General features: G+C 54.2%; 9 protein-coding genes. 8 read left to right on the top strand and 1 reads right to left on the bottom strand.

What is annotated here, in order from left to right; all coding sequences use genetic code 11:
• Positions 1–283 precede the first annotated feature (283 nt).
• From HQL63_15510 to HQL63_15475, 8 genes are all read left to right on the top strand, one after another.
• Positions 284–541, top strand: coding sequence for a DUF1640 domain-containing protein (locus HQL63_15510; protein ID MBF0178233.1), 258 nt, complete (start codon positions 284–286; stop codon positions 539–541).
• A 127-nt stretch (positions 542–668) separates the two neighbouring features.
• Positions 669–2693, top strand: coding sequence for a DUF1566 domain-containing protein (locus HQL63_15505; GenBank protein MBF0178232.1), 2025 nt, complete (start codon positions 669–671; stop codon positions 2691–2693).
• Between the two features lie 168 nt (positions 2694–2861).
• Entirely contained in the window at positions 2862–3047 is a 186-nt protein-coding gene (locus HQL63_15500) for a hypothetical protein (GenBank protein ID MBF0178231.1), read from the top strand.
• Between the two features lie 144 nt (positions 3048–3191).
• Positions 3192–3467, top strand: a complete 276-nt coding sequence (locus HQL63_15495; protein ID MBF0178230.1) for a DUF1640 domain-containing protein — start codon at positions 3192–3194, stop codon at positions 3465–3467.
• 78 nt (positions 3468–3545) lie between these two features.
• On the top strand, positions 3546–3770 hold the full coding sequence (locus tag HQL63_15490; GenBank protein MBF0178229.1) for a hypothetical protein: 225 nt from the start codon (positions 3546–3548) through the stop codon (positions 3768–3770).
• Entirely contained in the window at positions 3743–4033 is a 291-nt protein-coding gene (locus HQL63_15485; GenBank protein MBF0178228.1) for a MazF family transcriptional regulator, read from the top strand. The genes HQL63_15490 and HQL63_15485 overlap by 28 nt, the downstream gene beginning before the upstream one ends.
• Before the next feature lie 288 nt (positions 4034–4321).
• Complete coding sequence (locus HQL63_15480; protein MBF0178227.1) at positions 4322–4726, top strand: hypothetical protein; 405 nt, start codon at positions 4322–4324, stop codon at positions 4724–4726.
• On the top strand, positions 4723–4902 hold the full coding sequence (locus HQL63_15475) for a hypothetical protein (GenBank protein ID MBF0178226.1): 180 nt from the start codon (positions 4723–4725) through the stop codon (positions 4900–4902). The genes HQL63_15480 and HQL63_15475 overlap by 4 nt, the downstream gene beginning before the upstream one ends.
• A 61-nt stretch (positions 4903–4963) precedes the next feature.
• Here the strand turns inward: HQL63_15475 and HQL63_15470 are convergent, their stop codons facing one another.
• The gene (locus HQL63_15470) at positions 4964–5614 is read right to left on the bottom strand and encodes a hypothetical protein (protein ID MBF0178225.1); all 651 of its coding nucleotides are present in this window, start codon (positions 5612–5614) and stop codon (positions 4964–4966) included.
• Positions 5615–5866: the final 252 nt, after the last annotated feature.

Below are 5866 nucleotides of genomic sequence, written 5' to 3'. Positions count from 1 at the left end.
CCCTGGTGGGGTTCGGGGCGAAGCCCTGACAAAGGCTTTCATTTCCAAGCTTTTCATGAAAGAGTGCGGAATAGTCACGAAAAGTGAACACTTCAAATCAAGTCGGTTGGTCCACTAGACGAACTGGACTCTGCCCAAGCTCCCCGGCTAAAAAATGATTTATGCAGGAGCAAAAGTGTGGTACCCTGCTGCTTGGTAGGTCGAGCAGGTGATTGTAGCATTCTCTAGCTGGAACTCCTGTTTCGGTAAGCTCCAGGAATCCATATCGAGCCGAAAGATATCCATGACTGCCATAACTTTTGACACGCTCAAATATGTCAAAACCCTCAGAGCGGCTGGTTTTAATGAAACCCAAGCGGAAGTGTTGGCGGAGGCTCATATCAATGCCAATGAGAAATCCCTGGATGGACTTGTGACCGACGCCAAGCTGGACAGAAAACTGGCCCTTGTTCGCACTGACCTGGCTGTCATCAAATGGATGCTGGGCATTCTGGTGACTGGTGTTCTGGCGCTCATCCTGAAATCCTTCTTTCTGCATTGACCGTCATCGTCTGGTTCTTTTTCATGCAGGCGTAGAAATGTGGTACCCTCCGGGGGGTGTCGCGTCATAAGACGGACAGAGTGCGGGGGTGCTTCTGGCGGTCTCCTTTTCGTTTGCGAGGAAAAACATGAACGGCTGCGCAAAAAAAGTGGTGTTGACTCAAAAAAAGAAGAGCGTGGCGCCCGGCATCCAGCACCGGGAATCCGGCAGCATGCTGCTCTGGGTCTCGTTCGGCATGATCGCCCTGGGCTCGATCATCGCAGCCACGGTGCCGCGTGCGACCGGGTTGGTGAATGTGGATAAGGCGACGGCGAATGAGAAGGTTTTGGTGGAGATGCGGAATGCCATTGAAGGGTTTGCGGTGGCCAACCATCGGCTGCCTTGTCCGGACAGGAACAGCGACGGTGCAGAGGACTGCCCTCTGACCAATCTTACCACTGATCCTCGGGGTAATGTGCCCTATCGGAGTATTGGGCTGGCGTCTGGCAATGATGTTTATGGAATACCTGTTCGCTATGCTGTTTATGCAGAGACGACCACAGAATCTTCTTCTTTTGCCGTGGGGAGTATCAATCTGACGAGTGGTGGTTCTGTTTCCGCAAATGGCTTCTTAACAAAAAGTAACTTTGGTGCGGCGTTACTCAACGCTCGAACTTCCAGCGCTAGTTATTTGCGCACGGTTGATATCAATGGAAATAATCCAGTCAATGTTCCCTTCATTCTGGTTAGTGGTGGTCAATCAAGGTCGGATATCGCCGGTACCGATGGCAAGTTTGACGGCCATAATGTCAACTCCTATCTCGTGTTTGACAGAGAGAACCGCTCTGCGGTTGCTGGTTCATATGACGACATTGTTGTGACCAGTGGTTTTAACAGGTTGGCTCTGGCAACGAATGCCAGTCGCGTGTCGGCCTTTAACGGTTTTTTTGGTAAAGTGGGGCAGATATTGCGGAGAACTGGGCAGACAAACTGTTACGGTTCGGCCGGTGCGTCGGTTTCCTGCTCCGACACGGGCCAGGATGGTCAGTGGCAGAAGGGTGTCGCTCGTGACGGGGCGCGTTTTACCGATAACGGGAATGGCACAGTGACTGACAACCTGACCGGGTTGATTTGGTTGAAGGATGCCGGCTGTTCTACCATTAATGGTGCCGGCGGGGTGATCTGGTCTTCCGCCCTGACAAACGCCAACGCCCTGGCCTCCGGAGCTTGCAGTTTGACTGATGGTTCTGCGGCGGGTCAATGGCGGTTGCCAAACCGTTTGGAATTACAGAGCCTGTTTGACTACAGTCGCCCATCAGCACCTCTCTTGCCTTCCTCACACCCCTTCACCGGAGTGTCGACGACGAATTATTATTGGTCAAGCAGTTCGTCCGCAGCAGACTCTTCAACTGCCTGGACGGTTCATTTTGTTAATGCCGTTACAGACGCATCCTCGCACAACAAGACGTCGTCGTCTCACCTCGTCTGGCCTGTTCGGGATGGACAGTCAAACGTGCCGGCCCAGGTTCCACAGACTGGGCAGACTTTCTGCTATGATTCTTCAAACGTGCCAATCACAAATTGCACTTGCTATGACGGTGCAGGTGCGACCGTAAGTTGTGTTGCTGCTGGAGCTTGTTTTAGCGACGTTGCTCATACCATACCGGTAACCTGTCCTATTCCATCGGGTCAGGATGGCCAGGGTGGGGGGGTTACGACCCCAGCCTTAAGAAAAGGTGTTGTCCCGCCAAGCCCTCGTTTTACGAACAATAGCGATGGTACAGTCACGGACAACCTGACCGGGTTGACTTGGTTGGCAAATGCTGATTGCTCAGGCGGCACCAGCACCTGGACAAGCGCTCTCTCTTTCGCCAACGCCTTGGCCAACGGGTCATGTGGACTGACTGACAATTCTGTTGCCGGGGACTGGCGCCTGCCAAACGTGATTGAGCTGAACAGTTTGCTGGATATGAACAACAGTCCTGCCCTGCCATCTGGGTACGGGTCTTTCTTTTCCAATGTGCGAAGCGGTGGCAGCGATTATTATTGGGTGAGTTCCACACCCGTGTTCAGTGCCACTGATGCTTGGAGGTTGCAATTTGCAAGAGGCAGCCTGGATTATGGGAGTAAGAGTGCCAGCTCCTATGCTTGGCCTGTACGTGGCGGCAAGTAGGCCTATCCAGTTGCGAGGGACCGTGGAGCCCATTCAGGTGGAAACGTACCCATGCGCCATGCCCTGTTGTTCGACACTCTGACCTTTGTGAGGTAACTGGAAACCGCTGGCGTCCCACCCGTCCAGGCGGAAGCCCAGGCCGAGGCCATCTCTGGTATCCTCCGGCAAGTGAAGGAGTCGCGGCTTAAGGAGTTGGCCACCAGGGGTGATGTTCGCGAAGTGGAACTCAAACTGGCAGCAAAGGTAGAGGCCGCCAAGGTAGAGACCATCAAATGGGTCATTGCCACCGGTATCGTCATTCTCGGGGGAGTTGCAGCCATCAATCGGCTTGTTCCTCCCACTCCGGTTGCCTAGGTTGCCTATGTCTCCCCACATGCATCCCAGGAGATGCGCCTGCCGGCGTTGCCACCTGAGGCTGTCGACAGGCAGCCTGCCACCAAAAGGTGACTCGCTTGAGGGGATGTGATTTATCAAGGTAGGAAATAAAAGGAAAAATTCGTGACAACAGTTACTTTCGATACTCTCAAATTTGTAGAAATCCTCAAGACATCAGGCTTTAACGAAGCCCAGGCCAGGGGTATGGCAAACGCCATCCAGGAAGTGCAGAAAACCAGTCTGGATGAGTTGGCCACCAAGCGAGATATGGATCGTCTTGATGCGCGTATCGACCGTCTTGAAGCAAAACTCTCCAGGGATATGGCACTGATCAGATGGATGCTTGGCCTGTTATTGGGGGGGATAACGGCCATCGTTCTCAAGACCTTCTTCGTTTGACTCGTGACCAGGAGGAGAAACGGTTGCGGGAGGGGCTGGGACGGCTGGTGATTCCCCCTATGGCAACGGAGATAAGGCCTGATGCACTCTTACGAAGCGGAAATCGACGCAAAGGGTCGGATTCGGTTGTTGGAGCCGGTCCAGTTGCATGGCCCTTGTCGCGCCGTAGTCACAGTGCTGGAATCCGTGTCGGATGAGGGGATGGATCCGGCGCTGCTGCCATTCGCCGAGAGTTCGCTCTCCCGGGATTGGGAACGGCCTGAGGAGGATGAGGCATGGGCGCATTTGCAGCCGGCCAAGTAGTCCTGCTATCTTTTCCCTTTTCGGACCTGAGCCGGAGCAAGTACCGGCCGGCTGCCATTCTGGCCGATGCCGAACTTGGGGATTGGGTGCTGTGTCAGATTACCAGCAACCCTTATGCTGACGGTTTGGCCGTTGAGTTGCGGCAGGAGGCCTTTGTTTTTGGTGGGTTACAACGAATCAGCCATGCCCGCCCCGGCAAGTTGTTCACGGCTCACGAAACGTTGTTCGCCAATGTGGTGGGGCAGTTGGGTGACGCTGTTTAGGCCGCTGTTGTGGAACGGGTGATTGGCCTGTTGCTGTCTGGTAGACCTTCCAGGGGAGAGAAGACGCCGTGACCAGACAAAGGAAAATTTTGTGATAGTGGTTGCATTTGCCCAAAGGGCGGTTGATATTGGTCCCGAGAGTGTGTTGAGACGGGGTGGGTGACTGGCAGGAAATGCGCCTGCCGGTGTTGCCTCGTCAGCCTCGCGATGGGCAGCCTGGGTTCGGAAGGTGACATGGTCAAGGTAGGCGTGGTTCACTGAAGGAAGGAAAAAGGAGAGAAAACTGCCATGGCAACGGTTACTTTCGATACCCTGGAATACACGGAGCAACTCAAGGCGTTTGGTGTCCCGGATGACCAGGCCAAGGGCCACGCCAAGGCCATCTCCGGCATCCTCCAACAGGTGGAGGAGTCCCGGCTCAAGGAACTGGCCACCAAAGGGGATATTGAACTCGTCAAAGGAGACATTGAACTTGCCAAGGCTGAGCTGCGTAAAGAGATCGAGACAGCCAAGGTGGAAACCATCAAATGGGTCATCGCCACCGGTATCGTCATTCTTGGCGGCGTTGCGGCCATCAATCGACTCGTTCCTCCTGCCCCGGCCTTTTACGCTGCTCCGCACACATCCCAGGAGATGCGCCTGCCGGCATTGCCGCGCCAGCCTGGGGATGGGCAGCCTGGGTTCGGAAGGTGACTCGTCAAGTAACCAGTCTGGATGAACTGGCCACCAAGCGAGACATTGACCGCCTTGATGTAAGTATTGATCGTCTCGAAACCCAACTCTCTGGGGATATGGCACTTATCAGGTGGATGCTCAGCCTGTTGCTGGGAGGAGTGACGGCGATTGTTCTCAAGACCTTCTTTGCGTGAACTGTGGCTGGGATCTATACTACTATCCCCTCATTTCTTCTTCTCCCGCGTAGATTTTTTTTCAAGCTGCCAATTTTGTTAGAGATTCCGTGCTGGCATTGCGGGCGGTGATGAGGGCTGTAACGATGTTCCGCCCCTTGTCAGTGACTTGGTAACGATGAGTTCCGGTGACCTTTTTGATCAGGCCGTGAGCACGAAGCAAGAGGAACTTTCTGGTGACTGCCGCCGAATGTTGGCGATCCTTTTCCAGGATGGACTGACTTGGAAAAAGAAGGGCACGGATGTCCCGGTTGCGAAACCCGTTTTGCATGAACTCTCCTCGGTTGATGGCAGCCAGCAAGTCGGCATCCTCTGGGGCATACGGGTTCATCGCCCTGACCCGTTTCCCTTTCCACGTTGAAGGACGGCATAGACCATCGGCAAGTTCTCCCACGGAGGTTGTGTTTTCCACGGATGCCAGAGCATGGAGGTAGCGGTCATTGGCTGCCTTGGAAACCTCGGTGCGTCGGTGCAGATCGGCGATCCCCTTGCGCATAGGAAGCCACTTTTTTTCGACCTCCGGTTTTCCTTCTGGGGAGCGGAACGATTTGAAGTCCGAGGGATCATTGATGGTCGTCTCGACCCGAAGGATGCTGCCCTGCTTGTCGTACATTTTGATGGAGTTGGCACCAAGGCGGTGTTTGATCCTCACGCCCTCCAACCGTTTCTTCATGTCGCTCACCACTTCGGCCTGAAGAGTTGTCGGTACGCTCCCATCAGCAGAGACTTTCCGTCCCAAAAAACAGAAAAGGCAGATATTTCTTGGACTTTCCGCAAGTATCCAACCCGCGAAAATTCCCGCTTGGCCATATTGCCCACCCAGTCACTGGTGCGGAATGGCCAAAAAAAAAGTCCAATGAAATCTGCGGTGAAGTTAACTATACCTTTTGGCCCACGGAGGTTGTGTTTTCCACGGATGCCAGAG

The organism is Magnetococcales bacterium (assembly GCA_015231175.1).
Taxonomy (GTDB): Bacteria; Pseudomonadota; Magnetococcia; order Magnetococcales; family DC0425bin3; genus HA3dbin3.
This window is presented reverse-complemented; position numbering and strand designations above follow the sequence as displayed.